This is a genomic window from Photorhabdus machadonis (assembly GCF_052657765.1).
Genome location: NZ_CP199761.1, coordinates 1,246,790 through 1,264,604 on the forward strand (window position 1 = coordinate 1,246,790; position 17,815 = coordinate 1,264,604).

Annotated in this window: 22 protein-coding genes; 16 read left to right on the forward strand and 6 right to left on the reverse strand. The window is 44.4% G+C overall.

All coding sequences use genetic code 11. The annotated features are described in order from the left end of the window. Positions 1 to 4 precede the first annotated feature (4 nt). Positions 5 to 190, forward strand: a complete 186-nt coding sequence (locus ACUN2T_RS06155; protein ID WP_445494426.1) for a YdiH family protein — start codon at positions 5 to 7, stop codon at positions 188 to 190. Here ACUN2T_RS06155 and ACUN2T_RS06160 read toward each other — a convergent pair. The 5 genes from ACUN2T_RS06160 to ACUN2T_RS06180 all read right to left on the reverse strand — a co-directional run bounded on the left by ACUN2T_RS06160 (position 180) and on the right by ACUN2T_RS06180 (position 4,493). Continuing rightward, positions 180 to 389 (reverse strand): hypothetical protein, encoded by a 210-nt coding sequence (locus ACUN2T_RS06160; protein WP_445494427.1) that lies wholly within the window; start codon positions 387 to 389, stop codon positions 180 to 182. The two genes, ACUN2T_RS06155 and ACUN2T_RS06160, sit on opposite strands and share 11 nt — an antisense overlap. A 25-nt stretch (positions 390 to 414) precedes the next feature. After that, positions 415 to 879 (reverse strand): hypothetical protein, encoded by a 465-nt coding sequence (locus ACUN2T_RS06165; protein ID WP_445494428.1) that lies wholly within the window; start codon positions 877 to 879, stop codon positions 415 to 417. A gap of 397 nt (positions 880 to 1,276) precedes the next feature. Next, on the reverse strand, positions 1,277 to 1,696 hold the full coding sequence (locus tag ACUN2T_RS06170) for an antiterminator Q family protein (RefSeq protein ID WP_445494429.1): 420 nt from the start codon (positions 1,694 to 1,696) through the stop codon (positions 1,277 to 1,279). 368 nt (positions 1,697 to 2,064) lie between these two features. After that, positions 2,065 to 4,314, reverse strand: a complete 2,250-nt coding sequence (locus ACUN2T_RS06175; RefSeq protein WP_445496711.1) for a VapE domain-containing protein — start codon at positions 4,312 to 4,314, stop codon at positions 2,065 to 2,067. A 2-nt stretch (positions 4,315 to 4,316) separates the two neighbouring features. Then, positions 4,317 to 4,493 carry a Cro/CI family transcriptional regulator gene (locus ACUN2T_RS06180; protein ID WP_149617097.1) on the reverse strand — a complete coding sequence of 59 codons (177 nt, stop codon included), beginning with the start codon at positions 4,491 to 4,493 and terminating at the stop codon, positions 4,317 to 4,319. A 115-nt stretch (positions 4,494 to 4,608) separates the two neighbouring features. Here ACUN2T_RS06180 and ACUN2T_RS06185 point away from each other — a divergent pair, with 115 nt between their 5' ends. The 13 genes from ACUN2T_RS06185 to ACUN2T_RS06245 all read left to right on the forward strand — a co-directional run bounded on the left by ACUN2T_RS06185 (position 4,609) and on the right by ACUN2T_RS06245 (position 15,249). Further along, complete coding sequence (locus ACUN2T_RS06185) at positions 4,609 to 5,313, forward strand: S24 family peptidase (protein WP_445496712.1); 705 nt, start codon at positions 4,609 to 4,611, stop codon at positions 5,311 to 5,313. A gap of 474 nt (positions 5,314 to 5,787) precedes the next feature. After that, positions 5,788 to 6,411, forward strand: a complete 624-nt coding sequence (locus ACUN2T_RS06190) for an Nmad5 family putative nucleotide modification protein (protein ID WP_445496714.1) — start codon at positions 5,788 to 5,790, stop codon at positions 6,409 to 6,411. Between the two features lie 3 nt (positions 6,412 to 6,414). After that, on the forward strand, positions 6,415 to 6,825 hold the full coding sequence (locus ACUN2T_RS06195; protein ID WP_445496716.1) for a hypothetical protein: 411 nt from the start codon (positions 6,415 to 6,417) through the stop codon (positions 6,823 to 6,825). A 160-nt stretch (positions 6,826 to 6,985) separates the two neighbouring features. Further along, positions 6,986 to 7,120 (forward strand): hypothetical protein, encoded by a 135-nt coding sequence (locus ACUN2T_RS06200; protein WP_445494434.1) that lies wholly within the window; start codon positions 6,986 to 6,988, stop codon positions 7,118 to 7,120. A 14-nt stretch (positions 7,121 to 7,134) separates the two neighbouring features. Continuing rightward, positions 7,135 to 7,860 (forward strand): hypothetical protein, encoded by a 726-nt coding sequence (locus ACUN2T_RS06205; protein WP_445494435.1) that lies wholly within the window; start codon positions 7,135 to 7,137, stop codon positions 7,858 to 7,860. A gap of 2 nt (positions 7,861 to 7,862) precedes the next feature. Further along, complete coding sequence (locus ACUN2T_RS06210; RefSeq protein WP_445494436.1) at positions 7,863 to 9,137, forward strand: DUF2800 domain-containing protein; 1,275 nt, start codon at positions 7,863 to 7,865, stop codon at positions 9,135 to 9,137. 19 nt (positions 9,138 to 9,156) lie between these two features. After that, a complete protein-coding gene (locus ACUN2T_RS06215; protein WP_445494437.1) occupies positions 9,157 to 9,708 on the forward strand; it encodes a DUF2815 family protein in 552 nt (183 codons plus the stop codon). Between the two features lie 49 nt (positions 9,709 to 9,757). After that, positions 9,758 to 11,815, forward strand: a complete 2,058-nt coding sequence (locus ACUN2T_RS06220) for a DNA polymerase (RefSeq protein WP_445496717.1) — start codon at positions 9,758 to 9,760, stop codon at positions 11,813 to 11,815. Positions 11,816 to 11,930: 115 nt separating this feature from the next. Continuing rightward, positions 11,931 to 12,773 (forward strand): phosphoadenosine phosphosulfate reductase domain-containing protein, encoded by an 843-nt coding sequence (locus tag ACUN2T_RS06225; protein WP_445496718.1) that lies wholly within the window; start codon positions 11,931 to 11,933, stop codon positions 12,771 to 12,773. A gap of 28 nt (positions 12,774 to 12,801) precedes the next feature. Further along, a complete protein-coding gene (locus ACUN2T_RS06230) occupies positions 12,802 to 13,017 on the forward strand; it encodes an ANR family transcriptional regulator (RefSeq protein WP_445494440.1) in 216 nt (71 codons plus the stop codon). Between the two features lie 4 nt (positions 13,018 to 13,021). Next, on the forward strand, positions 13,022 to 13,291 hold the full coding sequence (locus tag ACUN2T_RS06235; protein WP_445494441.1) for a VRR-NUC domain-containing protein: 270 nt from the start codon (positions 13,022 to 13,024) through the stop codon (positions 13,289 to 13,291). After that, positions 13,291 to 13,689 (forward strand): dATP/dGTP diphosphohydrolase domain-containing protein, encoded by a 399-nt coding sequence (locus ACUN2T_RS06240; RefSeq protein WP_445494442.1) that lies wholly within the window; start codon positions 13,291 to 13,293, stop codon positions 13,687 to 13,689. Before ACUN2T_RS06235 ends, ACUN2T_RS06240 begins: the two co-directional genes overlap by 1 nt. Positions 13,690 to 13,857: 168 nt before the next feature. Beyond that, positions 13,858 to 15,249, forward strand: a complete 1,392-nt coding sequence (locus tag ACUN2T_RS06245; protein WP_445497816.1) for an SNF2-related protein — start codon at positions 13,858 to 13,860, stop codon at positions 15,247 to 15,249. A 438-nt stretch (positions 15,250 to 15,687) separates the two neighbouring features. On the opposite strand, the gene ACUN2T_RS06250 is transcribed toward ACUN2T_RS06245, so the two are convergent. Next, positions 15,688 to 16,239: a recombinase family protein gene (locus ACUN2T_RS06250; RefSeq protein ID WP_445496720.1), complete on the reverse strand. Its 552-nt coding sequence runs from the start codon at positions 16,237 to 16,239 to the stop codon at positions 15,688 to 15,690. An 84-nt stretch (positions 16,240 to 16,323) separates the two neighbouring features. On the opposite strand from ACUN2T_RS06250, the gene ACUN2T_RS06255 reads away from it, so the two are divergent. Both ACUN2T_RS06255 and ACUN2T_RS06260 read left to right on the forward strand, forming a co-directional pair. After that, the gene (locus ACUN2T_RS06255) at positions 16,324 to 17,163 is read left to right on the forward strand and encodes a phage tail protein (RefSeq protein WP_445496721.1); all 840 of its coding nucleotides are present in this window, start codon (positions 16,324 to 16,326) and stop codon (positions 17,161 to 17,163) included. Further along, positions 17,163 to 17,789, forward strand: coding sequence for a tail fiber assembly protein (locus ACUN2T_RS06260; RefSeq protein ID WP_445496722.1), 627 nt, complete (start codon positions 17,163 to 17,165; stop codon positions 17,787 to 17,789). The genes ACUN2T_RS06255 and ACUN2T_RS06260 overlap by 1 nt, the downstream gene beginning before the upstream one ends. Positions 17,790 to 17,815: the final 26 nt, after the last annotated feature.

Sequence of the window (17,815 nt, forward strand, 5' to 3'; positions counted from 1 at the left end):
TGTTATGACAGATGCGCAAACTCTTGCATTTGAATATTTACGCCGTTCTGACAAAAAACTTTCACCCGCTCAATATTTGCTTGAACTCAGAAAACTTGAAGCGGAATTTACCGAGCTATTACAGATTGATGATCTTGAGCAAAAATTGAAAGACGACTCCATGAAGACATGGAAAGCTCTTAGCTCTTAGTAAAAGTCAATGCGGAAACAATAGCTTCGGCTGTTGCTTTCGCATGTTTAGTCACTATCTCGATGTCTTCACCATTTTTTGAATGGTGAATGGCGACTTCACAGACTGCGGGTGCGATAACTTCGAGCAAATGGTATAGATGCTCTCGTTCTACCTCTTTTCCTGCAAAGATTACTGTTGAATTTTCTTTGTTTTCCATCCTGGTTTCTCCAGTTGTTTAAACGTTAGCGCACAGGCACGGAACCAGCCAGAAAAGCCATCAGCTTTTCATACCCTGTTAATTGAATGTCCGTTGGCCTGCCTAAAACCTGACTGGCCTGTAACATTGCCGGATACACTAGTGAGGCCCACGGTCTATTGTCATCCTCCTGAATGTCCACAAGCCTGTTTAGCAATTCTTCATCGGAGATGATCAGATGTGAAGTGTTGTAGAGCATCAAATAGCGTGCTGATTGCTTATTGGCGCGTTCTGATGTCACTTCGAATGAAAACATGATTTTCATTGTCGCAATGGCAGTGATTAACAACCCTGCAAATACCGTATAGTAATCCCCGATAATAGCGATTGTTGAACCGAGTAGTATCAGCAGGAAAGAAGATGTCCAATTAATCTTATCAGTAATGACACTCAACATATTCTCTAAGCAATATGAATAGTAAATCTGGTATAGCTGGTCTTCTCTGCTCATACATCCTCACTCAGTTAACATGAAAAAGTCCTACATCTTGGAGGTAATAGCTTAAGGCGATAATCACCCTATTCTCCTGAATAAAAGTGACATTTCTATTTTGGGGAATTAGGTGACATTTTAAACTTGCAATAACAGGGGTTCGGGTAAAAATCCGTGCCCGCTGAAATAGAACAGTTGAAACAACGTATTGCTGAACTAAGTTACAGGCTTGACCGGACGGAACCTGATCCTATGTTCGCAGATTTAGGCGTTCAAAGGGATGTGTACCCGTGTGCTAAATGCGGTTATGAAACTTTTAAGCAACACTCACTCAGCTAAGCGTTTTGTAAGGCGCAAAATGCAAAAAGCCTCGCGGAAAGAGCGAGGCTTTATTCAGGGTGCAAGAAACCATTTTTTACATAATAACACAGTTTTTGCGGGCCGCACAAGGCTTTTCCGTATTAACTTCATCGTCCATGTCAAGTTTAATATCGAGCATCTCAAGGCACCCGGCAATAAAGCTTTCAGCGACTTGCACCATGCGTCTGACTTCACGCTCGTGGCATTCCAAATGACGCGCAATGGAACGCTTTGACCAGCCATACATGTAGTACTGTTCGATACAATCCAGCTCGTCTGCGCAGTCAATCACGCGCAGTCGGGCGACGCACATGTCGATGATTAAACCGTCTGCGTCAGAGCACTGAGGCTCTCGTTGTGAATGCACAACACGTGGCAGACAGCTAAAGCCGGCAGCAACCGGCGACCAGTCTACGCCGGTGAAGTTATTCGCCCAGCATCCCCATCTTTCAAGTACTTGTTGAATATCTCGCATTGCTTTTCACCTGTAGTTTTATGTAGTTTTCTCGATGTGCTGCGGTTTAAATCGTCTTGCATGTGTAACCACCTCGCCAACCACCTGTAACCACCTTAATTTGTTTATTTTCAATGATATAACCACAATGTACCCACCGTAACCGCCATTTTCCTATTGTTATCCTTTAAACCACTTATATATATAATGGGGTTCTTCACTAAAAGGTGGATACGGTGGATACGGTGGATACAAACCGCTTACCACCTGCGCTACCGTGTAACCACCTCCGTTTTTAAGGTGGTTACACGGTAGCGCAGGTGGTTACGTCTATGCCAAAAACCTTTTTGAAAATTACTTTCACAGTAAAATTTCTCATTAAAAGGTGGTTACAGTGGATACGGTGGTTTCACAAGTTCCCAAACCTTACCAGTTTTCCCATCAACCCGACGCTGTATACGTTTGTAACCACAATTTTGTAAAACACCACTTACCCTCATTTCTTCGCGTTTGCCGATTCGCGAAGTGTCAAAGTTCAGTGCTTCTCGCAAAACGTCACTTGCGCGTAAAAAATCCCGGTCACGAGGCTTTTCCCCTGTCATTGCATCGGGTTCATCTAGCCAGCGCACGACCGTTTCTAACCACACATCCTTGATCATGTGTTGCTCGTGGACTTCGGTAGCGAGGCATTCCGCGGTTTGAAAAGCAACGCCCGACTGGTTGAATAGTTCTCGTGCTTCAGCCCAAAGTTGCAATCGGTCTTCGCGTATGGCACCGACATTGACTTTCTTTACTCTAACGGGAAGCCAACGCCTGTTACCGGTGTCATCTGCTAAAAACTCATCCTGATTGGTTGTACCGATGAACACAATGCGGCGAGGGAACTGGGTGGCAAATTCCCGGTACTTAGGTATCCAGTTCTCATGCGTGCGAGAGATAAACGCTTTGATGGCTTCCAATTCCTTTGTATGAAGTCCGCGTAATTCACCGATTTCACCGACGAGCCGGCCGCGCATTTTCCGCGCCAGGTCATCTTCTTTTTCACCTAAAGCTATTTCGGTGAAAAATTCAGGATCTGGCGATAACGCTGCAACGCCGGTTGACTTACCGCAACCCTGAGCACCCACGAGAATCGGTACCATATCGGCTTTGCAACCGGGAGCCATCACACGCCCGGCTAATGCTGTCCACATATACATTGAAACTGCTCTGGTATACTTCGAATCTTCAGCGCCGAAATGTGTATGGTAAAACTGCTCCACGCGGGGCACGCCGTCCCACTCAAGCGTATTCAGCCATGTAACAGCGGAATCAAAAGGATGTTCATCTGCGGTTAACAGCACGACATCCCGGATCAACTCCCGGCCAACCGGCTTAAAACTTCGTTGTTCTAAGGTAATGCGTAACCGTGAATAATCGGCATCACTAAAAGTCTGCCATTGCTCAACCCCTCTTGGCGTAAACATGATCTCATCCCGGAACTGGTCAAAACGAATTTGTAAGCCGCAAAAATCGGGCCGTGCTACGGCTTTTGCGACGTTATCAATCGTTGATTCGATTTGGCCGTACTTATCACGCTTTAGCGCAGGCAAGGGTGCGGGTTCATCGTCGTCCGCTTCAATGACGTCGAAATCCTGATCACCAACGGCAACAGGCATCCCGCGTTCTGACGCCGGGTTTTTCCAGCCTGCTTTTTGAGCCAGTGCAAAGATGGAGGTGAATTCGGTACGCTCCGCGCGTAGTGCGTCTGAATCCCATTTAGTGGCGGCGGAATCCGGATCTGAATTAGCTGCCGTAGCGGACCATTCAAGCCACAAATCACGCGCATGGTCTTCGTATTCCGTAAATTTGAACCATGCCAGCCGGTTACCCATGTCTACCCAACTGGGATAAGTTTCGGCATGGGTAAGTACAGAGGGGTGCCACAGCGCACTACGCAAATCGTCAAAGACATGATCATTAAGCTGATGTAATTTGACCTCCCTGTCAAAACTATCCAGCTCAGTAGGTTGCATAACGCGATTTTCGTCATGCGGTACAGATGCCAGTAAAACATCGACATCAACGGGCGCGCCCCGAAACGTCACACTTTCAGCGCGTTCATCGGGCAGAAACAAAATTTGAGAGGGCTGGTAAACGCGGCTATCCCATTTAACAGGTGCATCACAAATCAAATCGTAGCTGTCCATTAGTAACGCTTCAAAAGCACTTCCAACGCGCAACAGCTCATCGGGTAAAACGGCGCGAGATGTAGCTAACACAATCCGCCAGCGCTGTTTACCCTCAGCCATGTGATGTAAATGACTGGCCGTCGTGTAAGCAAAGCCCCGGAAGTCTGTAAGAAAAGCTTTTACTACCTCCCATCCCTCTTCAGTAGTCCCGTCTAAGTCGAGAGAAAGGTAGCAACATTCAGCAACGTTGGTTGCCACTCTGCCAACCGCGCTATCAATGGGATAACGCCAGATATACGGCAAGCGTTTCTTTTTCTTAATCAGTATGGCTTTGTCGTCGCTATCGTTGATACCAATGACTGTTTTATCCGTCAAAATGGTACGTTCAAACGTATCAAAATCGGGTACAGATAGCGGGATGGGCTGTACATCAATCGCATTCAGGCCCCGTGAGTAGCGTATCTGCATGCCTAAGCCTCTTTATGATTTAACAAGTGCTTTTTATTCTTTAGTAATTTCTCGATCTGTAATGCTCTTAATTCGGGGATATCCTCCCCCCACTGTGAAACAGCTCCTTTTGAGACTTTTAGCAATCGCGCCAATTTGGCTTTACTACCCGCCAGCGCTATAGCGTCTATTTTCTTCATCACGGCTTCCTTGGAATGTTTAGTCAAATGTAAGGTTAAGAAAACTAAACGAACAAGTCAAGACAACGTTACAACATTTAAGTTAAGCTATCTAAACTAATTATGAGGCAATGACATGAAAAACGAACGAATACGTCAGTCAAGACTGAAACAAAAAATTACGCAAGAAGCCCTAGGAAAGCGAGTCGGCGTAACAAAAGCGACAATCTCACAGTGGGAATCCGGTGTAACTGCACCAAATGGCAAAAATCTAGTTAACCTCGCTAAAGAGTTAAGTGTAACAGTGGGTTGGTTACTTGAGGGAGTGGATACCAATGTAAATAATTCCCCTGAAATCGTTGCGAATGCAAGTGTAATCGCTGCATTTGATTGCATGAGTGACGAGGAAACACAACTCAATGAGGATGAAATAGAAATGCCATTTTTCAAAGAGATATCATTATCAACGGGAAAAGGAAGTACCGTTGAACTTGATCACCGAGGAAACAAATTACGATTTGCTCGCTCTGCGCTTCTCAAAGCAGGCATTAATCCAGAGCACGCAGCATGCGCATATATCACTGGTGACAGCATGGAACCCGTATTACCAGACGGCGCAATTGTAGGTATTGACACTACGAACACAACTATCAAAGACGGTAACATGTATGCCATAGAGCATAGTGGTATGCTCCGTGTGAAAATTCTATATCGTGTCCCTGGTGGGATACGCATTCGTTCGTATAATCGTCGCGACTATGCAGATGATGAATGTATAGGTGAAAAAGCGAACGAAATTCGTATCATAGGCAGAGTATTTTGGTACACGGTTACTCTCTAATTCTTTCCAACTGAATAAGCCCGTTTACATAGCGGGTTTTTCTTCATCTCAAAAAAAATAAATTCATTTATCTTAACTTTCTTCTTGACAATTCATGTTTAGATTGCTTAACTTTAATGGCAAAGTTAAGAATACTTATCTTGACCACCTAGAAGCAATACCGCTCTTTAACAATTTGGACCGCACGACAGGCAAGTCGGATAGTTTCATAGCTGAAAAGCGCCGGAATAGGAACGAAGGCAAACGGGTTCGCGTGGCGATCAAAGCTCGTATAGATGAAGCCCCGGTATAGCTGATAAGTCGTGCAAAAAAATTCAACCACAGGAGGAACATATCATGTAATCACAAAGCGAAGTGCATTTATAAAGCGCCTTATTTGAGACGCTTTATTAAGTTTATTTTGCCACACAGGGAAAACAACAGGGAATTACTGGCAGGGAAGCCCCCTATTAAATTAAATGAGAGGACTAAACAATGTCAAAGAAATTAACAAAAGATTTAAAGAAAGAAATAGTCAATAATGCGTTGTCATTAGCCGGGATTTCTGAATCCTATGTACAATTGGGGCAAGAAAAGTACCAACTCGCAAAAGACGTCCGAATTGCCGCGTTGGGCGGAGAAGAAAAATCCAAACATTACAATCTCATATATGATAAGGCACTTGAAGCTATTAAAGAGTTTCAAGTTAATATTGACAGCGATATTCATATTTATAAGGCAACAGATTACGGGATATGTGCGGCGTTTGGTGGGTTACAGTCGGAAAGATTACCTTACGGCAAAGATGAACTGGGAAAAGACATTAAGTTAATAACACCTGAGCGGAAACATTGTCGTTTTCCAGCGGACAATGAACTCTCTGTTCGATTTACGAAGATAGAAAAAAAAGTCAGTGAGCTAAACAATAAGAAAGAGGAAATAAAAAATAACGTTTACGCTATTTTAAATTCAGTCACTACAACAAAGCGACTTATTGAAGTCTGGCAGGAAGCGAAAGATTTAATTCCATCTGAGGAAATCAGAAGTATAAACACTTCACTGTCAGTAAAAGTTGAAGACTTAAACAAAATGATTGGTATATCTAAAGGCGAGGATTAAACAATGTCAGACAATAAAAGACACGTGCACGCTGAGTTAATGATGGAATATGCGATAGATGCTTCGAAGACTGATAAACCTTGGGAGCTATATGAATGGAGGCAAAAAGGTGATGGATGGCTAAAATGCGGTTCTAATCCAAAATGGATCGATTTTTATGAATATCGCCGCAAGCCCGAGATGATAACAGTCGGAAAAGTCAGTTTTCCGAAGCCAATAAGTGAAGCCCCTGCCCTCGATACTTTATGTTATGTTGTTGCTATATGCACCGATACTGATATTCATAGTATCTTCTGGCATAACAGTTCACTGATGTTTAGAAGTTTCTTAAAGCAAGGGCTTCTTCATTTAACTGAAGATGCCGCTCAGCAGCATTTAGAAGCCTTAATTAAGATAAATAAGGGTGAGTTTTAAATCCCAATTTTACACTACTCAATTTCATTATTTTTCGTTCTGTGCGTTACTCCTTATTTGCCCCAATATTGGGGCACCTTTTTTCTTATTTTAAAGTACATCCAACTAACCGAATATACTGGCGAGTGCGCTTTAAAATACGAAAAGGAGGCATAAGCAAATGCAAAAAGTAAAACCTGTCCCACTAGAAAAAATGCCAACAAATAACGCCGTTCGTCGTTTACGTTGGTTACGTAAGCGTTATTTGTTGGAAAAAAACCCGAACGTTACTTTTCCACTTAATTTATATGTGTAGCGAGGTACCTTTCTATGAGTCTTGAATCAAACTTAGCGTTGAATAATGAACTGTTATCGCAACAGAACGTGTTGTTAACGCAATTATTAGCCGCACTCAGCAACAATAATACCCCCACCCCGAATACTCAACCAACACCAGCGAAATTTAAAAATACCAAAAACAAATCGGAACAACCGATTACTGATACGGAAATTACAATTAAAGATGTCAATATTGACACCTTGGATTTAGAGACGGTAGTCGCTCTTGCAGTGTTGTTTAAAGACGATGCGCATACCCTGACTAACGATAAATACCAAGCCGCCCGGAAAATCATAGACGCGGTGGGTGATACTCGGAACGGGCGGGCAGATGCACTGCATTCAGCATTAGCGGGTTTATCAGAACTCAAAGGGAAAAATAACTCGGTCATTCTCGACCTGTGTTTAGAAATACTTGCTAACTGGGCGGATATCCCCGGCATTACAGAACGCCGAGAGTTCGCTCTCGAACTGTTAAGTGAGGGAAAAATTCACACGGAAGCTGACGACGACGAAGCGCAGGAACCCGAACCTGTAATTGACACAAAAGCGCTTCTTAAAGAGGCTGAAACATTAATTTTACAGCTCGTTAAAAATGGGTATCGTAGTGAAGCCGTTGATATTTTAGCAAAATTTGACGCTAAAAAATTAGGCCAGGTTGCAGAAAAACATCTCCCGGAAGTCGTAGCCTTAGCTAAAGCTGCAATGGAGGGGTAACCATGCCTGAACTTCATGCGAAACTCTCTCCGTCCAGCGCACACCGCTGGCTTAATTGCTCCGCTGCATTGGCGATAGAACAGTTTGAACCTGATACAACAACGTCTAACGCACAAGAAGGTTCTGCGGCACACGCATTAGCGGAATGTGTACTTAGAAACCGTCTTCAAGCTGCAACTCACGGTCTGAGCACTGCCGACTACTTAGGTACCTATCCATTACTGAAAGCCGGAACGCCACAAGTCGATCAAACAATGGTTGAGTATGTTGGTGAGTATGTCGAAACTATCTGGAACTTAGCACAAGATGGCGATCTTTTCATCGAAGAGCGCGTTGATTTTTCAAACGTAACGGATGTTGAAAATTCATTCGGTACCGCCGACGCCATCATTATTAAGAATGACGAGCTGCAAATTCACGATCTTAAGTACGGCTATGAAAAAGTCGATGCATTTGAGAATCCGCAGTTGATGCTGTACGTGCTGGGGGCTATTAACCAATTCGGTTTATTGTACGATTTTAATAGCGTTCGAATGTTTATTCATCAGCCGCGAATTAATCACGTCAGTGAGTATGCATGCAGTATCGACAATCTGAATGAATTCGGGCAAAACGTGAAAAGCATTGCGGCGAATGTCCTTGCCATTGCAGAACAAGCTGCGGTATTTGGTCAAGACAGTATACCAACTACCGCGTTCCAACCCGGTGAAAAAACCTGTCGTTGGTGTAAGCGACGCGGTAAATGCCCGGCTCAAGCTGCATACGTCTCTGCATCACTGTTAAACGATTTCGATGTCATCGATGACCCCGTGCCTGTTGCTGATGCTTTACAAATCGCGCAACAGCAACTTGCAAAAGCCGACAGTCAGTATCTTGGTGAAATGCTGCACGTAGTTGATGAAGTTGAAGCCTGGTGCAAAGGGGTACGTGATGCCGCATTTACTACGCTACAGAACGGCCTGCATATTCCCGGTTTTAAACTTATTGTGGGTAAACCTGGTAACAGGACATGGAGCAATGAAGCGGATGCCGAAGCACTTTTTAAGAAACTGAAAATTAAAAAGGATGAGATGTATCAGCGTAAGCTGCTGACTCCACCTCAAGCCGAAAAACTCCTTAAAAAATCAAACCTTGCAAAGTGGGAAAAACTCGAAGGATTGATTATACGTCCCGATGGCAAACCCACAATAGCACCTGAATCTGACCCTAGAGAGTCTTTTTTCACGAACCTTTTCAACGATTTTGAAGATATCGAAGCCGCTGAATCCCTCATCTAAATAAAAAAGGTATTTCAACATGAAAGTGAAATTAACTAACGTTCGTTTAGCATTCCCCGATTTATTTGAAGCAACTCAGGTAAACGGCCAGGGCAACTTTAAGTTCCGCGCCACATTTTTAATCCCTAAAGCCGATAAAGCGCTAATCGCGAACATCGAAACCGCGATCAAAAAAGTTGCCGAAAATAAATGGGGCGCTAAAGCCGATACCGTTCTCAAAAGTATTCGCGGAAACTCAATGCGGTTTAACTTCCGCGACGGCGATGAAAAATCCGACTATGACGGGTATGAGGGCAGTATGTACATCAGCGCCAACAACAACGCACGCCCGCTCGTCATAGACAGAGACCGCACCCCGCTGACCGCACAAGATGGACGTCCTTATTCCGGCTGTTATGTAGACGCTTCGATTGAAATTTTTGCTTATGACAACCAGGGTAAAGGCATTTCGGCGTCGCTGGGCGGCATTCAGTTCAGAAAGGATGGGGACGCATTCGCTGGCGGTGGCGTTGCCTCAGTCGAGGATTTTGATGATATCAGCGCCGGAGCGGATGCCGAAGCCCTGATTTAAACCAACTGACCCCGGCCCCGTGCCGGGGGTGTTTTATCAGGGAACCACTATGACAACACTCTGGCTGGATTTGGAAACCTACAGCGAAACCCCCATTAAAAACGGCGTTCATGCCTACGCTGAACACGCAGAAATTATGCTCTTTGCCTGGGCAATTAATGATAGTCAAGTGCAAGTGTGGGATTTAACAAGTGATGTACAAATGCCTGATGCTCTTCGAGCGGCGTTAACAGATGAAAGCGTACTGATTTTTGCTCACAATTCGCACTTCGACAGAACTATCTTACGACATACAATGCCAGATATCGTACCAAAAATTTCGAGATGGCGGGACACAATGGCCCAAGCGCTGGCACACGGTTTACCCGGCGCGTTAGGCGCTTTATGTGAAGTGTTGAACGTTCCGCAGGATAAAGCCAAAGATAAAGAAGGCAAAACGTTTATCCAGCTATTCTGCAAGCCACGTCCGAAGAATTCTAAAGTGCGCCGGGCGACTCGCGAAACCCATCCCGATGAGTGGCAACGTTTTATTGAATACGCGGGCCTTGACATCGAAGCCATGCGCGAAATCCATAAAAAGTTACCACTCTGGAATTACCACGGCGCTGAGTTGGCATTGTGGCATCTTGACCAGCACATTAATGATCGCGGTGTTGAGATGGATATCACGCTTGCCAACGCCGCTATCGCGGCTGTTAATCATGAGCAAAAACAGCTCGCAAAACGTACTCGAATATTAACGGATGATGACGTGCAAGCAGCAACGCAGCGTGACGCACTGTTGCGGCATATCATTACGGGCTATGGCATTGAACTGCCAGACATGCAAGCCAGTACATTGCAACGTCGGATAAACGATCCGGATTTACCGTTTGAACTCCGTGAACTGCTCTCAATTCGTTTACAAGCAAGCACAACAAGTACAAGTAAGTACAAGACTTTGATAAATGGGGTAAACAGGGACGGACGCTTGCGCGGTACGTTACAGTTTTGTGGAGCGTCACGTACAGGTCGCTGGGCCGGGCGCTTATTCCAGCCTCAAAACCTCCCACGGCCCGTACTAAAACAAGATGTCATCGATTTTGGTATCGACGCGCTAAAAGCCGGTGCCGCAGATTTGTTATTCGATAACGTTATGGCGCTGACCAGTTCCGCGTTGCGCGGTTGTATTATCACACCGAAGTATAAAAAACTGGTTGTGAGCGATTTGTCAAATATCGAGGGCCGCGTACTTGCCTGGCTTGCCGGTGAAGACTGGAAAATTCAGGCGTTTCGGGATTTCGACGACGGCAGCGGTCACGACCTTTACAAGCTGGCCTACGCACGTGCCTTCAATATCCAGCCGGATGAAGTCACGAAAGACCAGCGGCAAATCGGAAAAGTCATGGAATTGGGTTTGGGCTACGGTGGTGGGGTTGGTGCGTTTCTGACGTTTGCCGCTGCATATAGTTTAGACTTAGAAGCCCTCGCCGATGCTGCTTTAGCTAACATCCCGATTAACATCCAACGAGAGTCGTTGAGTTGGTATAAGAAATCGGTTGAACAAAAAAAGACCTACGGTTTAACTGAGCGTGTTTTTATCACTTGCGATTCGCTTAAGCGGATGTGGCGCAACGCGCACCCGGCTATTGCGTCCTTTTGGTATGAACTGGAAGAAACTGTAAAGCGTGCTATCGCAAATCCCAGCTTCACACTACTGTGTCGTAAGTTAAAAATCAGGCGGGACGGTAATTGGCTACGTATTCAGCTACCGTCTGGCCGGGCAGTTTGCTATCCCTCCCCCAACGATGACGGCAAGATCAGTTATATGGGGGTAAATGCCTATTCTCGTAAATGGCAACGACTCCACACTTACGGCGGGAAATTAGTAGAAAACGTGACGCAGGCTACGGCTCGTGATGTCCTTGCATCTAACATGCCGCGCATTGAAGACGCAGGGTACAATATAGTGTTGACTGTACATGATGAAGTATTAACAGAAGCACAAGATACCCCAGATTTTACACATAAGCATTTAAGTAGCCTGCTTTCAGCTAACCCAGATTGGGCTTTGGATTTACCATTTAATGCGGGGGGATTCGAAGCTTATCACTATCGTAAGGATTAATATAAATGAACGTCAAAGAAAGAACAAAATGATGTGATTTCCAAGTATATTTCTAACAATCAATTTCATCATTATTTCATTAAAGCCAAATAAAGCCAACATATAGGATAATATCATGTTTAATGTCATCAGCATCTCCGGTGGCAGAACGTCAGCTTATCTTGTCTATTTAATAGAGCAATACAGGAAAGCCGGTAAGATTAAAAATGTCATCTATGTGTTTATGGACACTGGGTGCGAACACCCACTGACCTATCGTTTTATCAGAGATATCGTAAAATTCTGGGATATTCCGCTAGTAATATTGCAAGCTGAAATGAACCCCGAACTTGGCGCATCGAACAGTTATACTGTGTGGGAACCGAAAGATATTCAAACGCGAATGCCGATATTAAAACCATTTCAAGACATGGTGAAAAAATATGGAACTCCATACATCGGTGGTGCGTTTTGTACTGACAGACTTAAATTGAGGCCGTTCAGAGATTATTGTAATGATAATTTCGGAAAAGGAAACTATCACACGTGGATCGGAATACGCGCTGATGAACCCCGACGATTAACTCGCAAGGATGGAGTTAGTTATTTGGCTGATATTAGTGATTTTGATAAACATGATGTTTTAAAATGGTGGAAGAAACAGCCATTTGACTTATTAATACCCGAACATTTGGGGAACTGTGTTTTTTGTATAAAAAAGAGCAGTAAGAAAATTGGCTTGGCATGTCAAGATGAACCGGGTTTGAAAATAATATTCGAAGAATGTTGCATTAATGATAAGCAAGTTCGCGACGGGCACAGGAAGACTTCTAAAGAAATAATGTATCGCGGCAATATGTCGTTAGATGGAATAGCTAAGATGTACTCAAATGCAGATTATGAAAATCTATATCAAGAGATGATAGCGGCTAAACGATTTGATACCGGTTCTTGCTCTGAATCATGTGAAATATTCTAGTTAGACTTACACAGCGGAGGATATAATTATGGCATTTAAACATCGTGACAGCCCGCTTTATTTACGGGCTGCGCATGAAGCTGCACAGCTTGAACGAGGGGGTGAGTATAGACAGGCTGTTCAAGCCTGGTCTAAAGCTAATCGCTTTTCTCGCAACCCTATGAATCAAACATGGAGCGAACACCGCACCGACTTTTGTCTGATGCAAATTGAAAGGGAAAAACTCAAAAAGAAAAAGAGGTGATGTTATGGCATATATCCGTGAGGACCGTATTGAAAAGCATCTCATCAAAGCCGTTCAGCAAGCCGGGGGTATTGCTTATAAATTTGCGTCCCCCGGTCGGCGTTCCGTACCTGACCGACTTATTATACTTCCTGGTGGCCGCATCATATTTGTTGAATGCAAAGCCCCTGGTCAACAACCACGACCAGACCAGCTACGCGTACATGAAAAACTACGTGCGCTGGGTTGTGAGGTCTTTGTACTCGATTCTAAAAACTTAGAAGGAATTTGCTGATGATTAATGCAATATGCCCGATTTGTAAAAAGCGGGAACATAGTCAAATTCAACCAACCTCTCATGTTAAAGTTTGTAGCTTTTGCAGCACTCGAATTTTTAAGGCATACGATAAAAATGACGCAGGTAAATATCGGTTTAGTCTATTACCTTTACAACCGATAATAGAAACCCTACGCGTTTTGGAATTTGGAGCCAATAAATATTCACCTAACGGCTGGAAATATGTTCCCGATGGAATAACCCGATATTTCGACGCGTTAATGCGGCATCTTTTCGCGTATCGTTCAGGTGAAAAATTCGATCCCGAAAGCAATCTTTCCCATCTTGCACACGCGGCGTGTTGCATCCTATTTTTGATGGAATTAGACGACCTTATAACTGAGAAACAAAAATGAGTAAACCACTCACTGTTGACACGCTTATTTCTCAATTACAACAACTGAGTAAAAAAGGTAAAGATAATTAATCGAGCATTACGATCCCATTCTTAAAGTAATAAAAGCCTTATCCTTCCCCTTAGTACCTTTATTTAACTGCCACATGTATTTGTGAGACTTACATATATGCGAAAAGCATTTCACGCTCGACCGTACCAAGACCTCATAATGAATCATGAGATCGACATCCCGCGTTCAAATGTCTGGGCCGGGATGGGGATGGGGAAAACCGTTGCAACATTAACGGCGCTAGAAAATCTGTATATGGCAGGTTCAGAAACCCACCCATCGTTAGTCTTAGCGCCACTTCGCGTGGCGCAATCAACATGGCCCGATGAAGTCGATAAGTGGGACCATTTTAGGAATATCGAAGTGCAAACAATTACAGGCATGGCTAAAACACGCGCTCTTGCTTTACAAAACACAAATGCCAGTGTCTTCACGACCAATTACGACAACCTAGTTTGGCTTGTACAGACCCTGGGAAACAAATGGCCGTTTGGTACCGTCATTGCTGATGAGAGTACAAGACTTAAGTCATTCCGCTTGCGGAATGGGGGTAAACGTGCGGCAGCGTTGGCAAGGGTCGCTCACAAATTTGTAAGCCGTTGGGTGAATCTGACAGGCACCCCATCCCCTAACGGCCTCGTAGACTTGTGGGGGCAAGCCTGGTTTTTAGACCAAGGGGAACGCTTAGGGCGTACGTTCGGTGCGTTTACTTCACGTTGGTTTAACAGTATTCCAATCGGTAGTACGGGTATTAACCGAATTGAAGCCCGGCCCTATGCGCAAGAACAAATGCAAGACGCATTGCGCGACCTGACAATCTCACTAGATGCCTCTGATTGGTTCGATATCAAAGAGCCGATACATAACGTAATCCGTGTGGACATGACTGATAAAGCTTTCAAGCAATACAAAGCAATGGAAAAGGAAATGTTTTTAGAGATTGGGGGTACCGACATAGAAGCGCCGAACGTAGCGGCCAAGACCATGAAATGTTTACAAATCGCCAGCGGGGCAATCTATACCGACGATACCGGTAATTGGTCAGAACTGCACGACGCTAAATTACAGGCACTTGACAGCGTTATCAATGAATCCGGTGGAACACCTGTTTTAGTGGCTTACCACTGGAAGCACGATTTAACACGGTTGCTCAAAGCATTTCCGCGTGGACGCCATCTTGATGACGATCCCAGAACTTTAAGAGACTGGAACGCCGGAAAGATCCCAGTTTTGTTTGCTCACCCGGCGAGCGCAGGGCATGGCTTAAATTTGCAAGATGGCGGCAACATTCTAGTGTTTTTTTCCCACTGGTGGGACCTGGAGCAATATCAGCAAATCATCGAGCGTATCGGGCCAACCCGCCAGGTGCAGGCAGGTTACAACCGGCCAGTATGGATACATCACATTATTGCAATCGGCACAATGGATGAAATGGTCATGGAACGGCGCAATTCAAAACGGGAAGTACAGGATATCTTATTAGAAGCAATGAAGAAAAAGAGAATATGATTAATAAGGAATAAGTAAATGGCGACAAGATATATTGGATTGAAAGAGATGTGCAAGCTAACAGGAAAAAGCCATCCCACGTTGTGGCGCATGTGGGCCAAGAGGAAAGAATTCCCCAAACCTGAAAAAACCCCAGGTGGAACATTTCTTGGATGGCCCGAAAGCGTATATGAAAAATGGGTACGGGAGCAAAACCTTAACGACACCCGTTAGAACACCTGCTTTTCTAACGACACCCGCATAAATGCGGGTAACTCTTTGATTTTACTGGTACGCCCTACAGGATTCGAACCTGTGACCTACGGCTTAGAAGAGAGTAGAACTACTTTTCAAATCAACTAATTACCACATCTATCAGTGCTCACATGTCCCACCTTACCCAAAGTTACCTATTGTTACTTTGGCTTACCCTGCGATACCCGTCCCATCTATGTCCCATCAATTCACAACAGGAAAATACTTATACACAGTAGAAAGAGAAGCATTGTAAATTAACGCCAATTCTTTCCGACTATGGCCTTTCGCTAGCAGTCTTTTTGCCTGTTGCCGCTCTAATAACGTCATTGAAACCGGTCTTCCTCCCACTCTCCCCTGAGCACGAGCTGCTATCAACCCAGCATTCGTCCTTTCAACGATCAGCTCCCGTTCCATTTCAGCCAGCGCACTCATAACATGAAAGAAGAATCTCCCCATAGCGGTGCTTGTATCGATACTGTCAGTGAGGCTTTGAAAGTGAATGCCACGTTCGCTTAAGCCAGAAATTAAGTCTACTAAGTTCTTTACACTTCTCCCCAGTCGATCCAATTTCCAAACGACTAAAGTATCGCCTTTTTTAAGTTGTTTTAAAGCCCTCTTTAAGCCCGGCCTGTTGGCTGTTTTACCACTGATTTTATCTTCAAAAATATGCTCGCAATTTATACTCATCAAGGCATTTCTTTGTAAATCGATGTTTTGGTCATTTGTTGATACACGGATGTACCCTACTTTCATTGCTTTTTATCCTTGCAAAATGATGAAAATATGAAAAATGGGGGCTGATATGGGTTTATAAAAAACCTCGGTTTAGTGGAAACGGTGAATAAGGCCAATAATGCGGTGCCTAATAGCAGGAGAATTAATGGCAAGGTGTTGACTGGGGATGTCAGTTTGAATGCCGGGGATGTGGGGGCGTACTCTAAACCGGAGTCTGACAGTCGATTTATTCAGTTAAATACGAATACAAAAACATCAGGCTATATATTAACTAAAACAGCAAATTATTTTGATGATCCTAATTCCCGCAATCTTGGCCGTTCAGGTTTTCTTAGACCGAATGGATTAGATAATCTTGGAGACTTAGCAATTCATATCGCTCATCCGGGCAGTGATGGACCATCTTGGGCACGCGGCATTTCTTTTAGCTATGGCAACGATTATGGCAACTTTGACATATCAACTTACGCTTTCGATGGAGATGGAAAATTTAAAGGTAAAAAGAGAATTTTGACGGAAGATGATGTTAATACGCCAGTTGGCCCCCCCATCCCGTGGCCGCAACCCAATCCCCCATCAGGTTACCTGACGTGCAACGGCCAGGCATTCAATAAATCCCTATATCCGCAATTGGCGGCAGCATACCCATCAGGAACACTGCCCGATTTGCGTGGTGAGTTTATTCGTGGCTGGGATGATGGGCGAGGTGTTGATAGTGGTCGTGGGATTTTGTCTTATCAAGCCGGGCAAGCGCCGGTATCCGCGATCGCCGGATATTGGGATAATGATAACTGGAAAAACGGTAAACACAGAGAAACTGGATTTTCGGCAGCAACAGGAACCAACAATGGTGGCTGGCATAACATTATTCAAGAATATGAAAATCAAAGAGAAACCCGTCCCCGCAACATCGCATTTAACTATATAGTGAGAGCAGCATAATGACAGAACAAAAATACTCTTTAGAACATGAAACAGCCGTATTGGGTAAAGATGGTTTGGCAATTCAGGCAGGGTGGATAAAGGTTTATCACTCGAATCAGATAACGAGAGAATTCATAGCATCGGATATTGAATATGTGATGCTCGGTGTCAGCTTATCAGCCGGTGCCTATTCCGATGCTCCAGAGCTGCCGAAATCCCATGACGAGGCTGTTTGCCGAAGCATAGACAGCAAGTATTGGGAAATCTTACCGGACTATCGCGGAAAAATTGCTTACGACACGTTAACACGAGCATCGACTGAGATAACCGAAATCGGGGAGTTACCCGATACCCTGACATTCAAAAAGCCTGATACTGATTACGACAAGTGGGATGGTAAAGAATGGGTCGTTGATAAAGACTTACTCAAAGCTCATCAGATTAACGAAGCAAAACAACAGCAGGCAGCACTGTTACAACAAGCAAATAACACACTCTCATTGCTACAAGACTCTGTTGACTTAGAGGTTGCTACCGATGCAGATAAAGAAGCTCTGTTGGAGTGGAAAAAGTATCGTGTGTTACTCACTCGTGTAGATGTGAATCAAGCGCCGAATGTTGAGTGGCCTGATGTACCGAAGTAAGAAGTAATAAGCAGGGCCGTTCGGCC

Bases quoted from the DNA above. Each gene is read 5' to 3' on its own strand.
- ACUN2T_RS06155 (WP_445494426.1), top strand. From the start codon at position 5: ATGACAGATGCGCAAACTCTTGCATTTGAATATTTACGCCGTTCTGAC.
- ACUN2T_RS06160 (WP_445494427.1), bottom strand. From the start codon at position 389: ATGGAAAACAAAGAAAATTCAACAGTAATCTTTGCAGGAAAAGAGGTA.
- ACUN2T_RS06165 (WP_445494428.1), bottom strand. From the start codon at position 879: ATGAGCAGAGAAGACCAGCTATACCAGATTTACTATTCATATTGCTTA.
- ACUN2T_RS06170 (WP_445494429.1), bottom strand. From the start codon at position 1,696: ATGCGAGATATTCAACAAGTACTTGAAAGATGGGGATGCTGGGCGAAT.
- ACUN2T_RS06175 (WP_445496711.1), bottom strand. From the start codon at position 4,314: ATGCAGATACGCTACTCACGGGGCCTGAATGCGATTGATGTACAGCCC.
- ACUN2T_RS06180 (WP_149617097.1), bottom strand. From the start codon at position 4,493: ATGAAGAAAATAGACGCTATAGCGCTGGCGGGTAGTAAAGCCAAATTG.
- ACUN2T_RS06185 (WP_445496712.1), top strand. From the start codon at position 4,609: ATGAAAAACGAACGAATACGTCAGTCAAGACTGAAACAAAAAATTACG.
- ACUN2T_RS06190 (WP_445496714.1), top strand. From the start codon at position 5,788: ATGTCAAAGAAATTAACAAAAGATTTAAAGAAAGAAATAGTCAATAAT.
- ACUN2T_RS06195 (WP_445496716.1), top strand. From the start codon at position 6,415: ATGTCAGACAATAAAAGACACGTGCACGCTGAGTTAATGATGGAATAT.
- ACUN2T_RS06200 (WP_445494434.1), top strand. From the start codon at position 6,986: ATGCAAAAAGTAAAACCTGTCCCACTAGAAAAAATGCCAACAAATAAC.
- ACUN2T_RS06205 (WP_445494435.1), top strand. From the start codon at position 7,135: ATGAGTCTTGAATCAAACTTAGCGTTGAATAATGAACTGTTATCGCAA.
- ACUN2T_RS06210 (WP_445494436.1), top strand. From the start codon at position 7,863: ATGCCTGAACTTCATGCGAAACTCTCTCCGTCCAGCGCACACCGCTGG.
- ACUN2T_RS06215 (WP_445494437.1), top strand. From the start codon at position 9,157: ATGAAAGTGAAATTAACTAACGTTCGTTTAGCATTCCCCGATTTATTT.
- ACUN2T_RS06220 (WP_445496717.1), top strand. From the start codon at position 9,758: ATGACAACACTCTGGCTGGATTTGGAAACCTACAGCGAAACCCCCATT.
- ACUN2T_RS06225 (WP_445496718.1), top strand. From the start codon at position 11,931: ATGTTTAATGTCATCAGCATCTCCGGTGGCAGAACGTCAGCTTATCTT.
- ACUN2T_RS06230 (WP_445494440.1), top strand. From the start codon at position 12,802: ATGGCATTTAAACATCGTGACAGCCCGCTTTATTTACGGGCTGCGCAT.
- ACUN2T_RS06235 (WP_445494441.1), top strand. From the start codon at position 13,022: ATGGCATATATCCGTGAGGACCGTATTGAAAAGCATCTCATCAAAGCC.
- ACUN2T_RS06240 (WP_445494442.1), top strand. From the start codon at position 13,291: ATGATTAATGCAATATGCCCGATTTGTAAAAAGCGGGAACATAGTCAA.
- ACUN2T_RS06245 (WP_445497816.1), top strand. From the start codon at position 13,858: ATGCGAAAAGCATTTCACGCTCGACCGTACCAAGACCTCATAATGAAT.
- ACUN2T_RS06250 (WP_445496720.1), bottom strand. From the start codon at position 16,239: ATGAAAGTAGGGTACATCCGTGTATCAACAAATGACCAAAACATCGAT.
- ACUN2T_RS06260 (WP_445496722.1), top strand. From the start codon at position 17,163: ATGACAGAACAAAAATACTCTTTAGAACATGAAACAGCCGTATTGGGT.